The sequence below is a fragment of the Citrobacter sp. CtB7.12 genome (assembly GCF_001297795.1).
Taxonomy (GTDB): domain Bacteria; phylum Pseudomonadota; class Gammaproteobacteria; order Enterobacterales; family Enterobacteriaceae; genus Citrobacter_A; species Citrobacter_A amalonaticus.
Genome location: NZ_LIFT01000020.1, coordinates 65,174 through 87,864 on the forward strand (window position 1 = coordinate 65,174; position 22,691 = coordinate 87,864).

The 22,691-nt window shown below is 53.7% G+C and carries 21 protein-coding genes and 1 rRNA gene; 13 read left to right on the forward strand and 9 right to left on the reverse strand.

What is annotated here, in order from left to right; all coding sequences use genetic code 11:
* Positions 1-3: 3 nt before the first annotated feature.
* The 8 genes from lpxA to tilS all read left to right on the forward strand — a co-directional run bounded on the left by lpxA (position 4) and on the right by tilS (position 11,073).
* On the forward strand, positions 4-792 hold the full coding sequence (gene lpxA, locus AOY24_RS19295; RefSeq protein ID WP_042997859.1) for an acyl-ACP--UDP-N-acetylglucosamine O-acyltransferase: 789 nt from the start codon (positions 4-6) through the stop codon (positions 790-792).
* Positions 792-1,940: a lipid-A-disaccharide synthase gene (gene lpxB / locus AOY24_RS19300; protein WP_042997858.1), complete on the forward strand. Its 1,149-nt coding sequence runs from the start codon at positions 792-794 to the stop codon at positions 1,938-1,940. Before lpxA ends, lpxB begins: the two co-directional genes overlap by 1 nt.
* Entirely contained in the window at positions 1,937-2,533 is a 597-nt protein-coding gene (rnhB, locus tag AOY24_RS19305) for a ribonuclease HII (RefSeq protein WP_054177181.1), read from the forward strand. The genes lpxB and rnhB overlap by 4 nt, the downstream gene beginning before the upstream one ends.
* 24 nt (positions 2,534-2,557) lie before the next feature.
* Positions 2,558-6,040, forward strand: coding sequence for a DNA polymerase III subunit alpha (gene dnaE, locus AOY24_RS19310; protein WP_054177182.1), 3,483 nt, complete (start codon positions 2,558-2,560; stop codon positions 6,038-6,040).
* A 12-nt stretch (positions 6,041-6,052) separates the two neighbouring features.
* Positions 6,053-7,012 carry an acetyl-CoA carboxylase carboxyl transferase subunit alpha gene (accA, locus tag AOY24_RS19315; RefSeq protein WP_054177183.1) on the forward strand — a complete coding sequence of 320 codons (960 nt, stop codon included), beginning with the start codon at positions 6,053-6,055 and terminating at the stop codon, positions 7,010-7,012.
* Positions 7,013-7,110: 98 nt separating this feature from the next.
* Positions 7,111-9,249, forward strand: coding sequence for a lysine decarboxylase LdcC (gene ldcC / locus AOY24_RS19320; RefSeq protein WP_054177184.1), 2,139 nt, complete (start codon positions 7,111-7,113; stop codon positions 9,247-9,249).
* A gap of 65 nt (positions 9,250-9,314) precedes the next feature.
* Positions 9,315-9,704, forward strand: coding sequence for a VOC family protein (locus tag AOY24_RS19325; protein ID WP_042997853.1), 390 nt, complete (start codon positions 9,315-9,317; stop codon positions 9,702-9,704).
* 61 nt (positions 9,705-9,765) lie between these two features.
* A complete protein-coding gene (gene tilS / locus AOY24_RS19330) occupies positions 9,766-11,073 on the forward strand; it encodes a tRNA lysidine(34) synthetase TilS (RefSeq protein WP_054177185.1) in 1,308 nt (435 codons plus the stop codon).
* 28 nt (positions 11,074-11,101) lie between these two features.
* Here the strand turns inward: tilS and rof are convergent, their stop codons facing one another.
* Entirely contained in the window at positions 11,102-11,362 is a 261-nt protein-coding gene (gene rof, locus AOY24_RS19335; protein ID WP_042323659.1) for a Rho-binding antiterminator, read from the reverse strand.
* Entirely contained in the window at positions 11,349-11,549 is a 201-nt protein-coding gene (locus tag AOY24_RS19340; protein WP_042323658.1) for a YaeP family protein, read from the reverse strand. Before AOY24_RS19340 ends, rof begins: the two co-directional genes overlap by 14 nt.
* 187 nt (positions 11,550-11,736) lie before the next feature.
* Between AOY24_RS19340 and AOY24_RS19345 the strand changes: the two genes are divergently transcribed.
* The 3 genes from AOY24_RS19345 to nlpE are packed head-to-tail and all read left to right on the forward strand — an operon-like array spanning position 11,737 to position 13,429.
* Positions 11,737-12,282 carry a YaeQ family protein gene (locus AOY24_RS19345; RefSeq protein ID WP_044327028.1) on the forward strand — a complete coding sequence of 182 codons (546 nt, stop codon included), beginning with the start codon at positions 11,737-11,739 and terminating at the stop codon, positions 12,280-12,282.
* A complete protein-coding gene (gene arfB, locus AOY24_RS19350) occupies positions 12,279-12,698 on the forward strand; it encodes an alternative ribosome rescue aminoacyl-tRNA hydrolase ArfB (protein WP_044327027.1) in 420 nt (139 codons plus the stop codon). Before AOY24_RS19345 ends, arfB begins: the two co-directional genes overlap by 4 nt.
* A gap of 32 nt (positions 12,699-12,730) precedes the next feature.
* Entirely contained in the window at positions 12,731-13,429 is a 699-nt protein-coding gene (nlpE, locus tag AOY24_RS19355; protein WP_042997849.1) for an envelope stress response activation lipoprotein NlpE, read from the forward strand.
* A 78-nt stretch (positions 13,430-13,507) separates the two neighbouring features.
* Here nlpE and AOY24_RS19360 read toward each other — a convergent pair whose 3' ends face one another.
* The 7 genes from AOY24_RS19360 to metN all read right to left on the reverse strand — a co-directional run bounded on the left by AOY24_RS19360 (position 13,508) and on the right by metN (position 19,974).
* On the reverse strand, positions 13,508-14,332 hold the full coding sequence (locus AOY24_RS19360; protein ID WP_044327026.1) for a YaeF family permuted papain-like enzyme: 825 nt from the start codon (positions 14,330-14,332) through the stop codon (positions 13,508-13,510).
* A 53-nt stretch (positions 14,333-14,385) separates the two neighbouring features.
* Positions 14,386-16,104 carry a proline--tRNA ligase gene (gene proS, locus AOY24_RS19365; protein WP_042997847.1) on the reverse strand — a complete coding sequence of 573 codons (1,719 nt, stop codon included), beginning with the start codon at positions 16,102-16,104 and terminating at the stop codon, positions 14,386-14,388.
* Positions 16,105-16,214: 110 nt separating this feature from the next.
* Positions 16,215-16,922: a tRNA (N6-threonylcarbamoyladenosine(37)-N6)-methyltransferase TrmO gene (gene tsaA / locus AOY24_RS19370; RefSeq protein ID WP_042997846.1), complete on the reverse strand. Its 708-nt coding sequence runs from the start codon at positions 16,920-16,922 to the stop codon at positions 16,215-16,217.
* The gene (gene rcsF / locus AOY24_RS19375) at positions 16,919-17,323 is read right to left on the reverse strand and encodes an Rcs stress response system protein RcsF (RefSeq protein WP_042323642.1); all 405 of its coding nucleotides are present in this window, start codon (positions 17,321-17,323) and stop codon (positions 16,919-16,921) included. Before rcsF ends, tsaA begins: the two co-directional genes overlap by 4 nt.
* A gap of 118 nt (positions 17,324-17,441) precedes the next feature.
* On the reverse strand, positions 17,442-18,257 hold the full coding sequence (metQ, locus tag AOY24_RS19380; RefSeq protein ID WP_042997845.1) for a methionine ABC transporter substrate-binding lipoprotein MetQ: 816 nt from the start codon (positions 18,255-18,257) through the stop codon (positions 17,442-17,444).
* Between the two features lie 39 nt (positions 18,258-18,296).
* A complete protein-coding gene (locus tag AOY24_RS19385) occupies positions 18,297-18,950 on the reverse strand; it encodes a methionine ABC transporter permease MetI (RefSeq protein WP_042323638.1) in 654 nt (217 codons plus the stop codon).
* Complete coding sequence (metN, locus tag AOY24_RS19390) at positions 18,943-19,974, reverse strand: methionine ABC transporter ATP-binding protein MetN (RefSeq protein WP_042997844.1); 1,032 nt, start codon at positions 19,972-19,974, stop codon at positions 18,943-18,945. Before metN ends, AOY24_RS19385 begins: the two co-directional genes overlap by 8 nt.
* A 189-nt stretch (positions 19,975-20,163) precedes the next feature.
* Between metN and gmhB the strand changes: the two genes are divergently transcribed.
* Both gmhB and AOY24_RS19400 read left to right on the forward strand, forming a co-directional pair.
* The gene (gene gmhB / locus AOY24_RS19395; RefSeq protein ID WP_042997843.1) at positions 20,164-20,730 is read left to right on the forward strand and encodes a D-glycero-beta-D-manno-heptose 1,7-bisphosphate 7-phosphatase; all 567 of its coding nucleotides are present in this window, start codon (positions 20,164-20,166) and stop codon (positions 20,728-20,730) included.
* A gap of 370 nt (positions 20,731-21,100) precedes the next feature.
* Positions 21,101-22,642, forward strand: a 16S ribosomal RNA gene (locus AOY24_RS19400).
* Positions 22,643-22,691 lie beyond the last annotated feature (49 nt).

Consider the following 22,691-nt stretch of genomic DNA (forward strand, 5'->3'; position numbering starts at 1 on the left):
TACGTGATTGATAATTCCGCCTTTGTTCATCCGACCGCCATTGTGGAAGAGGGCGCTTCACTTGGCGCTAACGTTCACATTGGTCCTTTTTGTCTTGTTGGACCCCATGTTGAAATTGGTGAGGGTACCGTACTGAAGTCTCACGTTGTCGTGAATGGTCATACCAAAATTGGCCGCGATAACGAGATATATCAGTTCGCCTCCATTGGCGAAGTGAACCAGGATCTGAAATATGCTGGTGAACCGACCCGTGTGGAAATTGGCGATCGTAACCGCATTCGCGAAAGCGTTACCATTCATCGTGGCACAGTGCAGGGCGGTGGATTGACGAAGGTGGGCAGCGATAACTTACTGATGATCAATGCTCATGTGGCACACGATTGCACAATAGGGGATCGCTGTATTCTGGCTAATAACGCCACGCTAGCGGGTCACGTCTCCCTGGATGATTATGTCATCATCGGTGGCATGACCGCTGTGCACCAGTTCTGCATTATTGGTGCACACGTGATGGTTGGCGGCTGTTCTGGCGTTGCTCAGGACGTTCCGCCGTACGTTATTGCGCAGGGCAACCACGCGACGCCGTTTGGCGTCAACATCGAAGGGCTGAAGCGTCGCGGATTTACTCGCGAAGCGATCACCGCCATCCGCAATGCATACAAAGCGTTGTACCGTAGTGGCAAAACGCTGGAAGATGTAAAACCGGAAATCGCCGAACTGGCGAAGCAGTATCCGGAAGTACAGGCGTTCAGCGATTTCTTTGCCCGCTCGACGCGCGGTCTGATTCGTTAATGGCTGAGCAGCGCCCCTTAACGATTGCCCTGGTCGCCGGAGAAACCTCCGGCGATATTCTTGGTGCTGGCTTAATCCGGGCGCTGAAGGCGCGTGTTCCCGACGCGCGTTTTGTCGGCGTCGCAGGCCCACGTATGCAGGCCGAAGGCTGTGAAGCCTGGTATGAAATGGAAGAACTGGCGGTGATGGGCATTGTGGAAGTGCTTGGACGCCTGCGTCGTCTGCTGCATATCCGCGCCGATCTGACTCGTCGATTCACTGAGCTGCAGCCCGATGTCTTCGTTGGTATAGATGCACCCGATTTCAATATCACCCTCGAAGGGAATCTGAAAAAACAGGGTATCAAAACGATTCATTACGTCAGTCCGTCCGTCTGGGCGTGGCGACAGAAACGCGTTTTCAAAATAGGCAGATCCACCAATATGGTTCTGGCTTTTCTGCCTTTCGAAAAAGCGTTTTACGACAAGTACAACGTGCCGTGCCGTTTTATCGGTCACACCATGGCGGACGCGATGCCTCTGGACCCGGATAAAAACGCGGCGCGAGATGTGCTGGGGATCCCCCGTGACGCGCACTGTCTGGCATTATTACCCGGCAGTCGCGGTGCGGAAGTCGAAATGCTCAGCGCCGACTTCCTGAAAACGGCCCAATTGTTGCGCCAGACCTATCCTGATCTTGAGGTGGTGGTGCCATTGGTGAACGCCAAACGGCGCGAGCAGTTTGAGCAGATCAAAGCAGAAGTCGCCCCGACGCTTTCCGTCCATATGTTGGATGGGATGGCTCGAGAAGCGATGATTGCCAGCGATGCCGCGTTGCTGGCATCCGGTACCGCTGCGCTCGAGTGCATGCTGGCCAAATGCCCGATGGTGGTGGGATATCGCATGAAGCCCTTTACGTTCTGGCTGGCGAAGCGACTGGTGAAGACAGATTATGTCTCGCTGCCAAACCTGCTGGCGGGAAGGGAACTGGTGAAAGAGCTGTTGCAGGAAGAGTGCGAGCCGCAAAAGCTGGCTGAGGCGCTTCTCCCCTTACTGGCGAACGGTAAAACCAGTCATGCGATGCACGATACTTTCCGCGAACTGCATCAGCAGATCCGCTGTAATGCTGATGAGCAGGCGGCGGATGCGGTCCTGGAGTTAGCACGATGATCGAATTTGTTTATCCACACACGCACTTAGTGGCGGGTGTGGATGAAGTCGGACGTGGTCCGTTGGTAGGCGCGGTCGTTACCGCAGCCGTGATCCTCGACCCGGCTCGCCCGATTGTGGGTCTTAACGATTCCAAAAAATTATCTGAAAAGCGCCGTCTGGCGCTGTATGACGAAATCAAAGAAAAAGCGTTGAGCTGGAGTCTCGGTCGTGCGGAACCGCACGAGATCGATGAGCTGAATATACTCCACGCCACGATGTTGGCCATGCAGCGAGCGGTGGCGGGGTTACATATTGCGCCGGAATATGTGCTGATCGATGGTAATCGCTGTCCGGCATTACCTGTGCCGTCTCTGGCGGTAGTGAAGGGCGACAGTCGGGTGGCGGAGATCAGCGCCGCGTCTATTCTTGCAAAAGTCACGCGTGACGCCGAAATGGCCGCGTTGGATAGCGTTTTCCCGCAATATGGTTTTGCCCAGCACAAAGGGTATCCAACCGCTTTCCATCTGGAAAAACTGGCTGAATATGGCGCAACGGAGCATCACCGACGTAGTTTTGCTCCCGTTAAACGCGCACTGGGACTCGCGTCCTGATTCTTGTGTCGAAGGAATCTGAAGATGTCTGAACCTCGTTTCGTCCACCTGCGGGTGCACAGCGACTACTCCATGATCGATGGGCTGGCAAAAACCGGGCCGCTGGTGAAAAAGGCGGCCGCGTTGGGCATGCCTGCGCTGGCGATCACCGATTTTACTAACCTCTGTGGTCTGGTGAAGTTCTACGGAGCGGGTCATGGTGCAGGGATTAAACCCATTGTTGGCGCTGATTTCCATGTTCAGAGCGAGCTGATGGGGGATGAACTGACGCATCTGACAGTGCTTGCCGCCAATAACACCGGGTACCAAAATCTGACGCTGTTGATTTCAAAAGCCTATCAACGCGGCTATGGCGCGGCGGGGCCGATCATCGACCGTGACTGGCTGATCGAACTGAAAGAAGGGTTGATCCTGCTTTCCGGCGGGCGCATGGGTGACGTCGGGCGCAGTCTGCTTCGCGGTAACGGCGCGCTGGTTGATGAGTGTGTCGCGTTCTATGAAGAACACTTCCCGGATCGTTACTTCCTTGAGCTTATCCGCACTGGTCGTCCCGATGAAGAGAACTATCTTCATGCTGCCGTTGCGCTGGCGGAAGCGCGCAGTTTGCCGGTGGTCGCCACCAACGACGTGCGCTTTATCAACAGTGATGACTTTGACGCGCATGAAATTCGCGTTGCTATCCACGATGGTTTCACCCTCGACGATCCCAAACGTCCGCGTAATTACTCGCCGCAGCAATATATGCGCTCGGAAGAGGAGATGTGCGAACTCTTCTCTGATATTCCGGAAGCGTTGGAAAACACCGTTGAAATTGCCAAACGCTGTAACGTAACGGTACGTCTGGGCGAGTATTTCCTGCCGCAGTTCCCGACAGGCGATATGACCACGGAAGATTTCCTGGTCCAGAAATCGAAAGAAGGGCTGGAAGAGCGTCTGGCCTTCTTGTTCCCGGATGAAGCCGTGCGAAAAGAAAAGCGGCCGCCTTACGATGAACGTCTGGATATTGAACTGCAGGTGATCAACCAGATGGGGTTCCCGGGTTACTTCCTCATCGTGATGGAATTTATCCAGTGGTCGAAAGATAACGGCGTGCCGGTAGGGCCAGGCCGTGGTTCCGGTGCGGGCTCGCTGGTGGCTTACGCGCTGAAAATTACCGACCTCGACCCGCTGGAATTTGACCTGCTGTTCGAACGTTTCCTTAACCCGGAACGTGTCTCGATGCCTGACTTCGACGTTGACTTCTGTATGGAGAAACGCGACCAGGTGATTGAACACGTGGCCGACATGTATGGCCGTGATGCGGTATCGCAGATTATTACCTTCGGTACGATGGCGGCGAAAGCGGTGATCCGCGACGTGGGTCGCGTACTGGGCCACCCGTACGGCTTTGTCGATCGTATTTCGAAACTGGTGCCCCCCGATCCGGGGATGACGCTGGCGAAAGCCTTCGAGGCTGAACCGCAACTGCCAGAAATCTACGAGGCAGATGAAGAGGTTAAAGCGCTGATCGACATGGCGCGTAAGCTGGAAGGCGTGACCCGAAACGCCGGTAAACACGCTGGTGGTGTGGTTATCGCCCCGACGAAAATCACCGATTTTGCGCCGCTGTACTGTGATGAACAGGGGCTGCACCCGGTTACCCAGTTTGATAAAAACGACGTGGAATATGCCGGCCTCGTGAAGTTCGACTTCCTTGGCTTGCGTACACTCACTATCATTAACTGGGCGCTGGAGATGATTAACGCCCGCCGTGAAAAGAACGGTGAGCCGCCGCTGGATATTGCCGCTATCCCGCTGGACGATAAGAAAAGCTTCGATATGCTGCAACGCTCGGAAACCACGGCGGTCTTCCAGCTTGAATCCCGCGGCATGAAAGACCTGATTAAGCGTCTACAGCCTGACTGCTTCGAAGATATGATAGCCCTGGTGGCCCTGTTCCGTCCGGGGCCGTTGCAGTCCGGCATGGTAGATAACTTCATCGACCGTAAGCACGGGCGCGAAGAGATCTCCTATCCGGATGTGCAGTGGCAACACGAAAGCCTGAAACCAGTACTGGAGCCAACCTACGGCATCATCCTGTATCAGGAACAGGTCATGCAGATTGCCCAGGTGCTTTCTGGCTATACTCTTGGCGGTGCGGATATGCTGCGTCGTGCGATGGGTAAAAAAAAGCCGGAAGAGATGGCCAAACAGCGCTCCATCTTTGAAGACGGCGCGAAGAAAAACGGTATTGACGGCGAACTGGCGATGAAAATCTTCGACCTGGTGGAGAAATTCGCCGGGTACGGGTTTAACAAATCGCACTCTGCTGCCTACGCGCTGGTCTCTTACCAGACGCTGTGGCTGAAAGCGCACTATCCTGCTGAGTTTATGGCGGCGGTAATGACTGCCGATATGGACAACACCGAGAAGGTGGTAGGGCTGGTGGATGAATGCTGGCGCATGGGGCTGAAAATCCTGCCGCCGGATATCAACTCCGGGCTGTACCACTTCCACGTCAACGACGATGGCGAGATTGTCTACGGTATCGGCGCGATCAAAGGCGTGGGTGAAGGCCCGATCGAGGCGATCATTGAGGCGCGTAACAACGGCGGCTATTTCCGTGAGCTGTTTGATCTTTGCGCGCGCACCGATACCAAAAAGCTCAACCGGCGGGTGCTGGAAAAATTGATCATGTCCGGGGCCTTTGACAGGCTGGGGCCGCATCGTGCTGCGCTGATGAATTCGCTGGGCGATGCGCTGAAAGCCGCCGATCAGCACGCGAAAGCAGAAGCGATTGGTCAGGCAGATATGTTCGGCGTGCTGGCGGAAGAGCCGGAGCAAATTGAACAATCCTACGCCAGCTGCCAGCCGTGGCCAGAGCAGATGGTTTTAGATGGGGAACGCGAAACGTTGGGGTTGTACCTGACGGGTCACCCGATCAACCAGTATTTGAAAGAAATTGAGCGCTATGTCGGAGGCTACCGGCTGAAAGACATGCATCCGACAGAACGTGGTAAAGTGACCACGGCTGCGGGGCTCGTCATTGCCGCAAGGGTTATGGTCACCAAGCGCGGCAATCGTATCGGCATCTGTACGCTGGATGACCGTTCCGGACGTCTGGAGGTGATGTTATTTACCGACGCCCTGGATAAATACCAGCAATTGCTGGAAAAAGACCGCATACTTATCGTCAGCGGACAGGTCAGCTTTGATGACTTCAGCGGGGGGCTTAAAATGACCGCCCGCGAAGTCATGGATATTGACGAAGCCCGGGAAAAATATGCTCGCGGGCTTGCTATCTCGCTGACGGACAGGCAAATTGATGACCAGCTTTTAAACCGACTCCGTCAGTCTCTGGAACCCCACCGCTCGGGGACAATTCCAGTACATCTCTACTATCAGAGGGCGGATGCACGTGCGCGGTTGCGTTTTGGCGCGACGTGGCGTGTCTCTCCGAGCGATCGTTTGCTTAACGATCTCCGTGGCCTCATTGGTTCGGAGCAGGTGGAACTGGAGTTTGACTAATACAGGAATACTATGAGTCTGAATTTCCTTGATTTTGAACAGCCGATTGCAGAGCTGGAAGCAAAAATCGATTCTCTGACTGCGGTGAGCCGTCAGGACGAGAAACTGGATATTAACATCGATGAAGAAGTGCATCGTCTGCGTGAAAAAAGCGTAGAACTGACGCGTAAAATCTTCGCCGATCTTGGCGCATGGCAGGTTGCCCAACTGGCACGCCATCCGCAGCGTCCTTACACCCTGGATTATGTTCGCCTGGCGTTTGATGAATTTGACGAACTGGCGGGCGATCGCGCTTATGCGGACGATAAAGCTATCGTCGGCGGCATTGCGCGTCTGGACGGTCGTCCGGTGATGATCATTGGTCATCAGAAAGGCCGCGAGACCAAAGAGAAAATCCGTCGTAACTTCGGGATGCCGGCGCCGGAAGGCTATCGTAAAGCGCTGCGTCTGATGGAAATGGCCGAGCGTTTCAACATGCCGATCATTACCTTTATCGACACTCCGGGGGCTTACCCAGGCGTGGGTGCCGAAGAGCGCGGTCAGTCCGAAGCTATCGCCCGTAACCTGCGTGAAATGTCACGTCTGAGCGTGCCGGTTATCTGCACCGTGATCGGCGAGGGCGGTTCCGGTGGCGCGCTGGCGATCGGCGTGGGCGATAAAGTGAATATGCTGCAATACAGCACCTATTCCGTTATCTCTCCGGAAGGCTGTGCTTCCATTCTATGGAAAAGTGCGGACAAAGCGCCGCTGGCCGCAGAAGCGATGGGGATCATTGCGCCACGTCTGAAAGAGCTGAAGCTGATTGATTCCATCATCCCGGAACCGCTGGGCGGCGCGCATCGTAATTCGGAAGCGATGGCGGCTTCGCTGAAAGCGCAACTGCTGGCGGACCTCGCGGATCTCGATGTATTGAGCACAGAAGATTTGAAAAACCGTCGCTATCAGCGTCTGATGAGCTACGGCTACGCGTAAGCGTTGACCATTCCGAAAAGGGCCACAATTTGTGGCCCTTTTTTTTACCTGCGGTTTGAACAGGCTATGATTAGCTAAGGTTTTTCCAGGAGGAACGCATGAATATCATCGCCATTATGGGGCCGCACGGGGTTTTTTATAAAGACGAGCCCATTAACGAGCTTGAGCGTGCGCTGCAATCACAGGGATTTCAGATTATCTGGCCGCAAAACAGTGTCGACCTGCTGAAATTTATCGAACACAACCCGCGCATTTGTGGGGTGATTTTTGACTGGGATGAGTACAGTCTCGATTTGTGCAGTGAGATTAACCAGCTCAATGAGTATTTACCGCTGTATGCGTTTATCAACACGCATTCGACGATGGATGTCAGCGTTCACGACATGCGCATGGCGCTATGGTTTTTCGAGTATGCGCTCGGGCAGTCGGAAGATATCGCGACGCGCATTCGCCAGTACACCAACGAGTACCTCGACAATATCACGCCGCCTTTTACCAGAGCGCTGTTCACCTATGTGAAAGAGGGGAAATACACCTTCTGCACGCCGGGTCACATGGCCGGAACGGCCTATCAAAAAAGTCCGGTTGGCTGCCTGTTCTATGACTTTTTCGGTGGCAATACCCTGAAAGCGGATGTGTCGATATCAGTCACTGAACTGGGTTCGTTACTCGATCACACCGGGCCACATCTGGAGGCTGAAGAGTATATCGCCCGAACGTTCGGCGCAGAGCAGAGTTATATGGTGACTAACGGCACCTCCACCTCAAACAAAATTGTGGGGATGTATGCCGCGCCAACCGGCAGTACGCTGTTGATTGACCGTAACTGCCATAAGTCGCTCGCGCATTTGTTGATGATGAGCGACGTCGTCCCGATCTGGCTGAAACCAACGCGTAATGCGCTCGGTATTCTGGGCGGCATTCCGAAGCGTGAGTTCACGCGCGAGAGTATTGCGAACAAAGTTGCCACCACGGCGCAGGCGCAGTGGCCAGTTCATGCCGTGATCACTAACTCGACCTATGACGGCCTGCTGTATAACACTAACTGGATCAAACAGACGCTGGATGTCCCCTCTATCCACTTCGATTCTGCCTGGGTGCCCTATACCCACTTCCATCCCATTTATCAGGGGAAAAGCGGGATGAGCGGTGAACGGGTGCAGGGCAAGGTGATTTTCGAAACGCAATCCACCCACAAAATGCTGGCGGCGCTATCGCAGGCGTCGCTGATCCATATTAAAGGAGACTATGACGAAGAGACCTTCAACGAAGCGTTTATGATGCACACCTCGACCTCACCGAGTTATCCGATTGTCGCCTCCATCGAGACGGCGGCAGCGATGCTGCGGGGAAATTCCGGTAAGCGATTAATCAATCGCTCTGTGGAGCGCGCGTTACATTTTCGCAAAGAAGTGCAGCGGCTACGTGAAGAGTCTGACGGTTGGTTCTTTGATATCTGGCAGCCGGAAGAGGTTGATGAAGCCGCGTGCTGGCCGGTGGCACCCGGTGAAGACTGGCACGGATTTACCGATGCCGACGATGACCATATGTTCCTCGATCCGGTAAAAGTCACGATCCTGACGCCCGGTATGAACGAGCAAGGGGAGATGAGTGACGAGGGGATCCCCGCCGCGCTGGTGGCGAAATTCCTTGATGAGCGCGGCGTGGTGGTGGAGAAAACCGGGCCGTACAATCTGCTGTTTCTCTTCAGTATTGGTATCGATAAAACCCGGGCAATGGGGCTGTTGCGTGGACTGACCGAATTTAAACGCTCTTACGATCTCAATTTGCGCGTGAAGAATATGCTGCCGGATCTGTATGCAGAAGATCCTGATTTTTATCGCAACATGCGTATTCAGGATCTGGCGCAAGGGATCCACCAGCTCATCCGCCAACACGATCTTTCCGGCCTGATGCTGCGTGCGTTTGATACATTGCCGGAAATGATCATGACGCCGCATCAGGCCTGGCAGCGACAGATCAAAGGCGAAGTCGAAACGGTCCCCCTCGATCAACTGGTGGGACGCGTGTCGGCGAATATGATCCTGCCATACCCTCCCGGCGTGCCGCTGCTGATGCCGGGAGAAATGCTCACCGAGCAGAGTCGCGCCGTACTCGATTTTCTGCTGATGCTCTGTTCTGTTGGTCAGCGTTATCCGGGCTTTGAAACGGATATTCACGGGGCGAAACAGGATGACGACGGCGTATACCTCGTACGAGTCTTAAAAACGGCATGACGACTTGCCTTCAGCGCTCCCGGGCGGGTAACGTGCTGATGATAAATAACGGAGATGAAGACACTATGCTGGGATTAAAACAGGTTCACCATATTGCGATTATTGCGACAGACTATGCCGCGAGTAAGTCCTTCTATTGCGATATTTTGGGGTTTACGCTGCTGAGCGAGGCCTACCGCGCAGAACGAGACTCGTGGAAGGGCGATCTGGCGCTGAACGGACAATATGTGATTGAGCTTTTTTCATTTCCTTTCCCGCCGGCGCGTCCAGGGCATCCGGAAGCCTGTGGCTTGCGCCATCTGGCGTTCAGCGTGGATAACCTGGATAATGCGGTAGCGCATCTGGAGGCGAATCACGTTAATTGTGAAGCCATCCGCATTGATCCCTTCACCAACAAGCGCTTCACCTTTTTTAAAGACCCGGATGGCCTGCCGCTCGAATTGTATGAGCAGTAAGGCTTGTTATTGTGACGATTGCCCGGTAACGTGCCGGGCAACGTCACTGTAAATAACCGCTATGACAACACTCACGCTGAACACCTCGCTTATCACTTCCCGACAGATACTGGTCGCCTTTAGCGGCGGTCTGGACTCTACCGTGCTCTTACACCAACTGGTGCAATGGCGGACGCAACAACCGACTCTCTCGCTTCGCGCCATGCACATCCATCATGGACTTAGCGCTCACGCCGATGAGTGGGTGGCACACTGTGAAGCCATCTGCGCGCAATGGCAGGTTCCGCTGGTGGTGGAGCGGGTCACGCTGGTGGACGCCGGGCTGGGAATCGAAGCGCAGGCCCGGCAGGCGCGGTATCAGGCATTTGCCGATGCGCTATTGCCCGGTGAGGTGTTGGTGACTGCCCAGCATCTTGACGATCAGTGTGAAACCTTTTTGCTGGCGCTCAAACGCGGCAGCGGACCGGCTGGGCTGTCTGCAATGGCGGAGAGTGCTGAGTTTGCGGGCACGTTACTCATTCGTCCGTTATTGACGCAACCCCGTGCGGCACTGGAGCAATGGGCAAGGCAACATCAGCTTCGCTGGATTGAAGATGAAAGCAATCAGGATGACGCCTACGATCGCAACTTCCTGCGTTTGCAGGTTCTGCCGCTTCTGCAACAGCGCTGGCCGCATTTCGCTGACGCCACGGCACGCAGCGCAGCGCTGTGTGCTGAACAAGAGAGTCTGCTGGATGAACTGCTTGCCGATGAACTGTCTTCTTGCACCACAGATAACGGCACGCTGGAGTTAACGCCGCTCATGGCGATGAGCCGTGTCCGGCGCGCTGCGCTACTTCGCCGCTGGCTGGCGGCGAAAAATGCGCCGATGCCTTCACGCGATGGACTGGAACGTCTCTGGCAGGAGGTGGCGCTGGCGCGTGAAGATGCGTCACCGTGCCTGCGTTTCGGCGAGTACGAGGTGCGGCGCTTTCAGGGACAGCTGTGGTGGATTAAATCTGTTGTCGGACAAAGTGAGACAATACTGCCCTGGCCTCGCTGGCAGTTACCGCTCACGTTGCCTGCCGGGCTGGGCCATCTGCGGTTACTGGTGGGGGACGAATTACGCGCGCCTCATGAGGATGAGCGTGTCAGTATCCGTTTTAAAGCGCCGGGAATGCTGCATATCGTTGGCCGTAGCGGTGGCCGCAAGCTCAAGAAAATCTGGCAGGAGTTGAATGTACCTTCCTGGCGACGAGATACCACGCCATTGCTGTTTTACGGCGAAACGCTGATTGCGGCTGCAGGCGTATTTGTCACGCGTGACGGCGCGGCGGGTGAGGAGTCGGGGGTGAGACTGGTGTGGGATCAAATCGGTGGAAATACCTGATGGCGCAGCGCCACCAGGCAATATGGGTTCAGGATTCGCTAACCACCACGGTACCGATTTCCGGATGGCTGAAGCTGACAATTTTATCGAGACGAAGCTCGCGCGTTTCACCCGCAACCTCGGTGATTAGGTATTCCACGTTTTTCCGTGAAACCAAATCGTTGGCTTTCGCTTGCAAAACTTCACCATCTTTCAGTTCCAGCGTCAGTAATAAATGATGCTGGCAGGCGAGCTCAAGGTTGTCGTAGTCATCACAGTTGATGGGTTGGTATGTATCATTCATTGACATAATCGCTCACCAGTAAGTTCGCCGCAGCATACGCCGCCTTTTCCCTGACCGACTCTGAAAGGGCACTGTCTGCCGCTATTTCATTAAGCACCTTCAATACGCAACCCAGCGCATCCGGGATATACCCTAAGTCTCCGCTGGCGATTTCCGCATACCGCTTGCGTATTAACTCACAATATTTTTCCACATGCCCTCCTGTCAGCATTCTGACTTAACCGTGGATGCAAGTCTAAGCCTACGAAGATAAACTCTGTTTAGCAAGGTGACTATACCACAGCCATTCACGCAATATCAGCGCCTGATTGATGATCCCCGGACAGCCTTTTGGCTCCTTTTTCGCTACAATGGCTGCCTGATTCGAAAGGAGTTTTTCCATGGCGCTTAAAGCGACAATTTATAAAGCCGTCGTCAACGTGGCTGACCTTGACCGCAACCAGTTTCTTGATGCGGCGTTGACGCTGGCGCGTCACCCCTCTGAAACCCAGGAACGAATGATGTTGCGTCTGCTGGCGTGGATTAAGTATGCGGATGAGCGTCTCCAGTTTACGCGTGGCTTAAGCGCAGAGGATGAACCGGAAGCGTGGTTGCGTAACGATCATCTGGGTATCGACTTGTGGGTTGAACTGGGGCTACCGGATGAGCGCCGTATTAAGAAAGCGTGTTCTCAGGCTGCTGATGTGGCGCTGTTTGCCTACAATAGCCGGGCGGCGCAGATCTGGTGGCAGCAGAATCAAAGCAAATGCGCGCAGTTTTCGAATCTCACTGTCTGGTATCTGGATGATGAACAACTGGCCCAGCTTAGCGCCTTTGCGAGCCGTACCATGACGCTACAGGCGACAATTCAGGACGGGGCGATCTGGCTGTCTGATTCTCAGAATAATCTGGAAATTCATCTGACGCCTTGGCAACAACCGGTATGATCGTCATTTCGCGGACTGTCTCGATCCCCGACGATGAGCTGGAGATCACCGCCATTCGCGCCCAGGGCGCAGGAGGACAGCACGTCAATAAGACCTCAACGGCGATACATTTGCGTTTTGACATTCGGGCCTCCAGCCTGCCAGAGTATTATAAGGAACGTCTGCTGGCTGCCAGCCATCATCTGATTACCGCTGATGGCGTGATGATTATTAAGGCGCAGGAGTACCGCAACCAGGAACTCAACCGGGAAGCGGCGCTTGCCAGACTGGTAGCGGTTATAAAAGAGCTCACCGCAGTACAAAAAAGCCGACGCGCAACCCGACCGACGCGGGCATCGAAAGAGCGAAGATTAAACTCGAAGGCGCAGAAATCCTCAGTAAAAGCCCTTCGCGGTAAAGTCCGTCGTGATGACTGACGGGCAGGAATAAAATGTGATAGGGAGTCAGGGTGAAAAAAACACTACTTTCAGCGATGGCGGCATTTACGCTCTTCGCATTGATTGGCTGTAACAACCGTTCAGAGGTTGATGTTATCCAGCCGACTCAGGTTGCAGAATTAAAACCGATGCAGCAAAGCTGGCGGGGCATTCTGCCTTGTGCCGACTGCGAGGGTATTGAGACCTCACTGTTTCTGGAGAAAGATGGCACATGGGTAATGAACGAACGCTATCAGGGCGTGCGTGAAGAGCCGTCTTCTTTTGCTTCCTACGGCACCTGGGCGCGCACGGCCGATAAACTGGTGCTGACCGACAGTCAGGGTGAGAAGTCTTATTATCGCGCGAAAGGCGAAGCGCTGGAGATGCTGGATCGGGAAGGCAATCCGGTTGAATCACAATTTAACTATACGCTTGAACCGGTGAAATCCAGTTTGCCGGTAACGCCAATGGCGATGCGTGGCATGTATTTCTATATGGCGGATGCCGCGACCTTTACCGACTGCGCAACCGGAAAGCAGGTTTCTGTTGCCAGTAACGCAGAACTGGAACGCGGTTATCTTGCGGCGCGTGGCACCAGTGAGAAACCGGTGCTGTTGTCCGTCGAAGGGCACTTCACGCTGGAGGCGAATCCGGATACCCATGAGCCGGTGAAAACGCTGATGGCCGATAAAGAGATTAAATTTATTCCGGGTAAGAGCTGCACCGACTGAGTGATGGACTCAACGATAACTGTCCGGGTGACTGGACAGTTATCGTCTTACCCGCAGTTTTGCTATTGTGTATCGCGCTTAACGCGTCAGTCCTACAAAACGTCCCGTCTTGATATAAATCCCTAACTTCAAATGACCGACATAGCGTAGCTGCGTTTCTGGCTTAAATGCGGCAACGTCGCCTTCCCGCATGTGCATCAGGTCAGCAGGGCTGATCCAGCCCGATTGCGCCAGGGTTAGCGGATGTCCCGCTTTGGTAAATGCATCAGTGACGAATTCAGAGCAAAACCACGCCGTTTTTTCTCCTTCGCGGGCATCGCTCAACTGCGCTTTCGCCAGCCCGCTGACACACTGTTGCCGGAAATCCGCAGAGAAGGGGTTTAGTGAACACATCTGGCGAGTCACCATAAACGGAATGAATTCCACGATACCGCGATAGTTATAGCCGCTGTCTTTGATTTTATAGGCGAAGGTTTTGATTTCAGCGGCCTGTTGCGGAGTCAGCTCCGGGACTCTCAGGGCAAAAAGTTTATCACTGTGTTTCATCGCCTGTTTGAGTGACACGATTTGTACGCCAGCGCCGGTGGCTTCTGCGACTTCATTATCGCCCAGATAGACGGCAACGTGGCTTACGGAAGCATTGCTGAACGCGCGGATGCCTAATGAGGTCACCCCGAGGCTGGAGGAGAACAACAGATCGCCTGGCTTAAGGTCGGTATCGGTAATTTCGACGAGTGCTTTATTCGTGAATGAGCTCTGGCGCTGGAATGTAACCGCCCATTTTTTGGATTGTGCATCAATGGCGGCGGCGGATTTATTCGGTGGGCTGACGTCAACGGTGCAGGCCGAAAGCAAAAGAAGGCAAGGGAGGAACAGGCGGTAATACGCCGTGAGTTTAGCCATTTTATACAATCCATGTAAAAAAGAGGCCCTGAAAATCAGAGCCTCTTATGACATCAGCCTTTAATCTGTTTAACCAGATAGTTGACGATGTCGCCGGTTTTTATCAACTGTTTCTCGCCATTGCGACGGTATTTGTATTCAATATCGTCGTTGTCGAGGTTACGGTCGCCCAGCACGATAGTGTGCGGAATACCGATCAGCTCCATATCGGCGAACATCACGCCTGGGCGCTCTTTACGGTCGTCCATCAGCACTTCGATGCCCTGCGCACGCAGTTCGGCATACAGTTTTTCCGCCAGTTCCTGCACACGATAGGACTTGTGCATGTTCATCGGCAGAATCGCCACCTGGAACGGCGCGATAGCGTCAGGCCATACGATCCCGCGCTCGTCGTAGTTCTGCTCAATAGCCGCTGCTACCACGCGTGTGACCCCGATACCGTAACAACCCATAGTCAGGATCTGGTTGCGGCCATCTTCACCCTGGACGGCGGCTTTCATTGCTTCCGAGTACTTGGTGCCCAACTGGAAGATATGACCGACTTCGATACCGCGTTTGATCAGCAACGTGCCTTTTCCATCCGGGCTTGGATCGCCGGCGACGACGTTACGGATATCAGCGACTTCCGGGGTTGCGACATCGCGATCCCAGTTAATGCCGAAGTAATGCTTACCATCCACGTTAGCGCCTGCCGCGAAATCACTCATTGCGGCAACGGTACGGTCAATAATCACCGGCACTGGCATGTTTACCGGGCCCAAAGAACCCGGACCGGCATTCACCAGCGCGCGGATCTCTTCTTCGGTTGCAAACGTCAGCGGGCTGGCAACCTGCGGCAGTTTTTCCGCTTTGACTTCGTTCAGTTCGTGATCGCCGCGAACCAGCAGTGCGACCAGCGGAGACTTGCTGTCTTCCACGGCTTTCACCAGCAGGGTTTTCACGGTTTTCTCGATTGGCAGACTAAACTGTTCAACCAGCTCGGCGATGGTTTTTGCGTTCGGCGTATCAACCAGCGTCATTTCTTGCGTTGCAGCGGCGCGCGGCGCTTTCGGCGCAACGGCTTCCGCAAATTCAATGTTGGCCGCGTAGTCAGAGGAATCAGAGAAGATCACATCGTCTTCGCCGCTCTGTGCCAGTACCTGGAATTCGTGCGAGGCGCTACCGCCGATAGAACCGGTGTCAGCCTGTACCGCGCGGAAATCCAGCCCCATGCGGCTGAAGATCTTGCTATAAGCCGCGTACATCGCGTCGTAAGTTTCCTGCAGAGATTCCTGAGAAGTATGGAAAGAGTACGCATCTTTCATCAGGAATTCACGGGAGCGCATCACGCCGAAACGCGGACGCACTTCGTCACGGAATTTAGTCTGAATCTGGTAGAAGTTCAGCGGCAGCTGTTTGTAAGAGCTGAGCTCGTTACGAATCAGATCGGTGATCACTTCTTCATGCGTTGGGCCAAGTACGAACGGACGATCGCCACGGTCAGCAATACGCAGCAGTTCCGGACCGTACTGTTCCCAACGACCACTCTCTTGCCACAGTTCAGAAGGCTGAACCACCGGCATTAACACCTCGATCGCACCGGCGTTGTTCATCTCTTCACGCACGATGTTCTCAACTTTTTTCAGGACGCGCACGCCGGTCGGCAGCCAGGTGTATAACCCGGAGGCCAGCTTGCGGATCATCCCGGCGCGTAGCATCAGCTGGTGGCTGATCACCTCGGCGTCGGCAGGTGTCTCCTTCAGAGTGGAGAGCAGATATTGGCTAGTACGCATGTTGTTACGGTTCCAGTTGAACGATCGAACAGGCTCAATGTGAGCCTGACACAAAAAAAGTAACTCAGTTTACCAGCGAGAAAGGGATGTCAAAAGAGAAGGGCGTGAAATTAGCGGGGTTCAAGCGCAAAGACTTCAAAACCCGTCTCGGTTACGCGCCAGCGCACGTTGAAATCATGCAGCCAGACAGCATAATTTTTACCGGTCTCTTCCCCTTTTCGATAGGCAGGACGCGGATCCTGCGCCAGCACATCACGAATAAACGTCTTCAGCAGGGGATAACGTTTTTCCAGCGCGGGAAACTGTTGCTCAATCTCGTCGGTAAAACTCACCGACATTTCGGCTTGCGGTGCCTGTTGCGCGTAGCTGGCGGTCGCATTCGGTAGCGATTCCGCGAACGGCAGGTAAGGCTTGATATCGATGACCGGCGTACCGTCAACCAGATCCAGACTGCCCAGTTGCAGAATGACCTGATCTTTCTGACAGACAACGCCTTTCAGTTCAACCAGCGACATGCCGACGGGATTGGGGCGAAATGTTGAGCGCGTAGCAAATACGCCCATCCGCGCATTGCCGCCAAGACGAGGCGGGCGCACGGTGGGGCGCCATCCCCCTTCCATCGTCTGATGGAAAACAAAGATCACCCATAAGTGGCTGAATGCTTCAAGACCGCGTACCGCATCGGCCTGATTGTAAGGAGACAGCAGGTGCAGTTCGCCGTTGACGCTTTTTACCAGCCCTGGCTGGCGGGGAACGGCGAACTTCTCTTTGTAAGGCGAGCGAATGACACCGATTTGCTCAAACTGAAAATGACTCATTTAGCCGAGATGTTGAGCGCAGAACCAATGCAGACAGCCTGACGATAACAACCCGGCGTCCCGCTGGTGACTTCACAGCTATGCAGTAACACGGCATTGGCTTTCATTTTTGACGCATTAATCTGCATGCGTTTACGTGCTGTCGGGATGTTCGGCGGAGAGTCTTGGTTAGAGGCCTGACAGGATTCACCGGTCACTTCACCGAGATCGCGGAACGGCTTGCCGACCAGATCTTCAGCATTAGTGTAAATTCTGACGGGAACAGCGCGCGGCGCTTTCGGTTTTTCCGGCTCCGCTTTTGGCGGGGTTGCGGTGCTTTGAACGGGTTCAACAGGGGATCTGCTTAGCATGGAACAGCCGCTCAGCATGAGTGCCAATAAACAGATCGGTAAAGCACGCATAATATTTCCTCAATGAATGATCTAACTGTCACATATTGAATCAGGAGCTTGCATAAATGACAAGACGGGCAAACGCCCGTCCTGAATGATATTACAGATTGTGAAAAGCGCCTAAAAATTACCAGCCCTTAACAGCACCACCGTTGAAGACTTTATTGGCGGCTTCGTAAACTTCGTCAGACTGATAGGCCTGAACGAATTTCTTCACGTTCTCCGCGTCTTTGTTATCTTCACGGGTCACGATCAGGTTGACGTACGGGGAATCTTTATCTTCAACGAAGATACCGTCTTTCGCCGGCGTCAGGTTGATCTGGCTGGCATAAGTGGTGTTGATTACCGCCAGAGCAATTTGCGCATCGTCAAGAGAACGCGGCAACTGAGGGGCTTCCAGTTCAACAATTTTCAGATTTTTCGGGTTCCCGACGATATCCAGTGAGGTCGGCAGCAGACCCACGCCATCTTTAAGTTTGATCAGACCGACTTTTTGCAGCAGCAGCAGAGAACGGCCCAGGTTGGTTGGATCGTTCGGAACCGCTACCTGTGCGCCATCCTGAAGCTCATCCAGAGATTTGATTTTTTTAGAGTAGCCCGCAATCGGATAAACGAAGGTATTGCCTGCGGCAACCAGCTTGTATCCGCGATCTTTGATCTGCTGATCCAGATACGGTTTGTGCTGGAAGGCGTTGGCATCGATATCGCCTTTGCTCAGCGCTTCGTTCGGCAGAACGTAGTCATTGAAGGTCACCAGTTCGACGTCCAGACCGTATTTTTCTTTCGCAACTTTTTGTGCGACTTCAGCTACCTGCTGTTCCGCACCGACAATCACGCCGACTTTGATGTGGTTTGGATCTTTTTCATCCTGACCGCAACCCACGAGTGCCAGAGAACCAATCAGGGCGCCGACTGCCGCAATGGTTTTGAATTTGAACGCCATGCTTATTTCCTTAATGTGATAATTGTGTTTTGTAGAACGTTACTTGTGCGTCACAGTCCGGACGATGCGATCGCCCGCGAACTGAATTAAATAAACCAGAACAACGAGTAATACCAGTACCGTATTCATAACAGTAGCATTGTATCCAATATAGCCGTACTGATAGCCGATCTGTCCAAGACCGCCGGCACCCACGGCACCGCCCATGGCGGAATAACCAACCAGGGTAATCAGCGTAATTGTCGCAGCGTTTACCAGCCCTGGCAGGGCTTCTGGCAGCAGCACCTTACGTACAATTTGCAGCGGTGTTGCGCCCATTGCGCGGGACGCTTCAATCAGGCCGGTCGGGATTTCCAGCAGGGCGTTTTCCACCATACGGGCGATAAACGGTGCCGCGCCGACGGTGAGCGGGACAATGGCAGCCTGCAAACCGATTGATGTCCCGACAATCACACGAGTGAACGGAATCATCCATACCAGCAGAATAATGAACGGAATCGAACGGAAGATGTTCACAACCGCAGACAGTGTGCGGTAGAGCTTCGCGTTCTCAATGATTTGCCCGGGACGCGTGACGTACAGCAGCACGCCAACGGGAAGACCAATCACAAAACCAAAGAACCCGGATACGAAGGTCATCGCCAGCGTTTCCCAGACGCCACGAACCAGCAGCCACATCATCGGCTCAGACATAACCCAGTACCTCTACTTTTACATGGTGTTCCTGCAGCCAGGCAATCGCGGCTTGCGTTTCTTCTTGTGTGCCGTGCATTTCAGTCAGCATGATGCCGAACTTCACGCCGCCGGCGTAATCCATCTGCGCGCTAATAATGTTGTTATTCACGTTAAAGCGGCGCGCTGTTTCGGAAAGCAGCGGCGCATCCACCGACTGACCGGTGAATTCCATGCGCAACATCGGGACGCTGTCGGTCGTCGATTCCGCTTTGAGGCGTGCCAGATAATCTTCCGGAATATCCAGATGCAGTGTGGACTGAATAAATTTCTGCGCCAGGGGCGTTTTCGGGTGGGAAAACACTTCGCTGACGGTATCTTGCTCAATCAGCTCACCGTTGCTGATGACGGCTACGCAGTCGCAGATGCGTTTCACCACGTCCATTTCGTGCGTGATCAGTAGAATGGTCAGGCCAAGGCGACGGTTAATGTCTTTCAGCAGTTCAAGAATGGAGCGAGTAGTGGCTGGGTCCAGCGCACTGGTCGCTTCATCACATAGCAACACTTTTGGCTGACTTGCCAGTGCACGGGCGATAGCGACACGCTGTTTCTGACCACCAGACAGATTCGCAGGGTAGCTGTCGTGCTTATCACCCAAGCCAACGAGATCGAGCAGTTCCGTCACGCGGCGCTTAATTTCTTCTTTTGGGGTGTTATCGAGTTCCAGCGGCAGCGCGACGTTACCAAAAACGGTTCGGGAGGCCAGCAGGTTGAAGTGCTGGAAAATCATGCCAATCTGACGACGCGCCTTAGTCAGTTCAGATTCTGATAGCGTCGTCAGTTCCTGTCCGCCAACCTGAACGCTTCCTTCTGTCGGGCGCTCCAGCAGGTTTACACAGCGGATCAGCGTACTTTTACCTGCGCCTGAGGCACCGATAACGCCATAAATTTGTCCGGCAGGAACATGCAGGCTAACGTTATTCAACGCCTGAATGGTGCGGGTCCCCTGATGGAACACTTTGGTGATATTCGAAAGTTTAATCATTGATTATTTATTATCGTAATGAAGTTACCGTGGCATTTTCGTCTGTCTGATGCGGTCAAAAGCCGTCAACAAAATGGATGTTAAGGCATCCAGACGTCTAAATCAATCAGGGTTTCTACGATGAGCACTTTCTTGCCTGCCGAAACATGCGATACTAGCGGCACATGCCTTATTCAGGAGCTATAAAAGGTGGCAAAGTCCGTACCCGCTATTTTTCTCGACCGTGACGGCACAATTAATGTTGATCACGGCTACGTACACGAAATCGACGAGTTCGAATTTATCGACGGTGTTATTGATGCTATGCGCGAGCTTAAAACACTGGGCTATGCGCTGGTAGTTGTCACCAACCAGTCAGGGATTGCGCGCGGCAAATTTACCGAAGCGCAGTTTGAAACATTAACAGAGTGGATGGACTGGTCACTGGCCGATCGCGATGTCGACCTCGACGGTATCTATTATTGTCCACACCACCCGCAAGGCAGTGTGGAAGAGTATCGCCAGGTTTGTGATTGTCGTAAGCCGCATCCCGGTATGCTGATCTCGGCCCGCGATTTCCTGCACATTGATATGGCCGCGTCTTATATGGTGGGCGACAAATTAGAAGATATGCAGGCTGCGGCTGCGGCAGGAGTCGGGACAAAAGTGTTAGTGCGAACCGGCAAGCCCATTACTGCGGAAGCAGAAAATGCGGCAGATTGGGTATTAAATAGTCTTGCTGATCTGCCATCGGCGATAAAAAAGCAGCAAAAATAAGCATTGTGGTTAAAAGGTGAGCGGTTGAAATAAAACTGCATTTTTCCGCTTGTCTTCCTGAGTCGACCCCCTATAATGCGCCTCCATCGACACGGCGGATGTGAATCACTTCACACAAACAGCCGGTTCGGTTGAAGAGAAAAATCCTGAAAATCAGGGTTGACTCTGAAAGAGGAAAGCGTAATATACGCCACCTCGCGACAGAGCGCTAAAGCGCGTCGCAACTGCTCTTTAACAATTTATCAGACAATCTGTGTGGGCACTCAGAGTGACATGGATTCTTAACGTCGCAAGACGAAAAATGAATACCAAGTCTCAAAGAGTGAACACGTAATTCATTACGACGTTTAATTCTAAGAGCATCAAACTTAAATTGAAGAGTTTGATCATGGCTCAGATTGAACGCTGGCGGCAGGCCTAACACATGCAAGTCGAACGGTAACAGGAAGCAGCTTGCTGCTTTGCTGACGAGTGGCGGACGGGTGAGTAATGTCTGGGAAACTGCCCGATGGAGGGGGATAACTACTGGAAACGGTAGCTAATACCGCATAATGTCGCAAGACCAAAGAGGGGGACCTTCGGGCCTCTTGCCATCGGATGTGCCCAGATGGGATTAGCTTGTTGGTGAGGTAACGGCTCACCAAGGCGACGATCCCTAGCTGGTCTGAGAGGATGACCAGCCACACTGGAACTGAGACACGGTCCAGACTCCTACGGGAGGCAGCAGTGGGGAATATTGCACAATGGGCGCAAGCCTGATGCAGCCATGCCGCGTGTATGAAGAAGGCCTTCGGGTTGTAAAGTACTTTCAGCGGGGAGGAAGGGGTTAAGGTTAATAACCTTAGCCATTGACGTTACCCGCAGAAGAAGCACCGGCTAACTCCGTGCCAGCAGCCGCGGTAATACGGAGGGTGCAAGCGTTAATCGGAATTACTGGGCGTAAAGCGCACGCAGGCGGTCTGTCAAGTCGGATGTGAAATCCCCGGGCTCAACCTGGGAACTGCATTCGAAACTGGCAGGCTTGAGTCTCGTAGAGGGGGGTAGAATTCCAGGTGTAGCGGTGAAATGCGTAGAGATCTGGAGGAATACCGGTGGCGAAGGCGGCCCCCTGGACGAAGACTGACGCTCAGGTGCGAAAGCGTGGGGAGCAAACAGGATTAGATACCCTGGTAGTCCACGCCGTAAACGATGTCTATTTGGAGGTTGTGCCCTTGAGGCGTGGCTTCCGGAGCTAACGCGTTAAATAGACCGCCTGGGGAGTACGGCCGCAAGGTTAAAACTCAAATGAATTGACGGGGGCCCGCACAAGCGGTGGAGCATGTGGTTTAATTCGATGCAACGCGAAGAACCTTACCTGGTCTTGACATCCACAGAACTTGGCAGAGATGCCTTGGTGCCTTCGGGAACTGTGAGACAGGTGCTGCATGGCTGTCGTCAGCTCGTGTTGTGAAATGTTGGGTTAAGTCCCGCAACGAGCGCAACCCTTATCCTTTGTTGCCAGCGGTCCGGCCGGGAACTCAAAGGAGACTGCCAGTGATAAACTGGAGGAAGGTGGGGATGACGTCAAGTCATCATGGCCCTTACGACCAGGGCTACACACGTGCTACAATGGCATATACAAAGAGAAGCGACCTCGCGAGAGCAAGCGGACCTCATAAAGTATGTCGTAGTCCGGATTGGAGTCTGCAACTCGACTCCATGAAGTCGGAATCGCTAGTAATCGTGGATCAGAATGCCACGGTGAATACGTTCCCGGGCCTTGTACACACCGCCCGTCACACCATGGGAGTGGGTTGCAAAAGAAGTAGGTAGCTTAACCTTCGGGAGGGCGCTTACCACTTTGTGATTCATGACTGGGGTGAAGTCGTAACAAGGTAACCGTAGGGGAACCTGCGGTTGGATCACCTCCTTACCTTAAAGAACCTGCCTTTGTAGTGCCCACACAGATTGTCTGATGAAAA